This window comes from Mesorhizobium sp. M2E.F.Ca.ET.209.01.1.1 (assembly GCF_004010375.2).
Lineage (GTDB): Bacteria > Pseudomonadota > Alphaproteobacteria > Rhizobiales > Rhizobiaceae > Mesorhizobium.
The window spans coordinates 1-305 of the sequence record NZ_SADP02000957.1 but is presented as its reverse complement, the minus strand read 5'-3'; the positions used below and the strand labels follow the sequence as shown (position 1 = coordinate 305).

Sequence of the window (305 nt, the reverse complement as noted above, 5' to 3'; positions counted from 1 at the left end):
AGCGGATTTCCAGTGATTCCGGACTGCGTGTAAAGCCTGTTCAGCCCGACCGCGCCAAAGACGTAGTCACCGGAGTCAGTCAGTCCACGTTCGCGCAGCAGCCCCTGCAGGGTCTGCTCGGCCGGCCCCTCTTCGGCCAGGCGCTTAAGCCGCCGGTTGATCGTGCCGGCCCGCGAGCGGCCCTTCGCATAGGAAACGTAGAACGTTTCAGCCGCGAGAATGACGGATGCCGCCGCCAGCACATAGATGAAATAGAGCAGGGTCTGGCCGGTAAACATCAGAGCGGCACCTGCGGATTGAACGCG

1 pseudogene is annotated in these 305 nt (G+C 62.6%); it reads right to left on the bottom strand.

What is annotated here, in order from left to right:
• Positions 1–278 (bottom strand): annotated as a pseudogene (locus EN852_RS38660) (type II secretion system protein F); the annotation flags it as partial.
• Between the last annotated feature and the right edge of the window lie 27 nt (positions 279–305).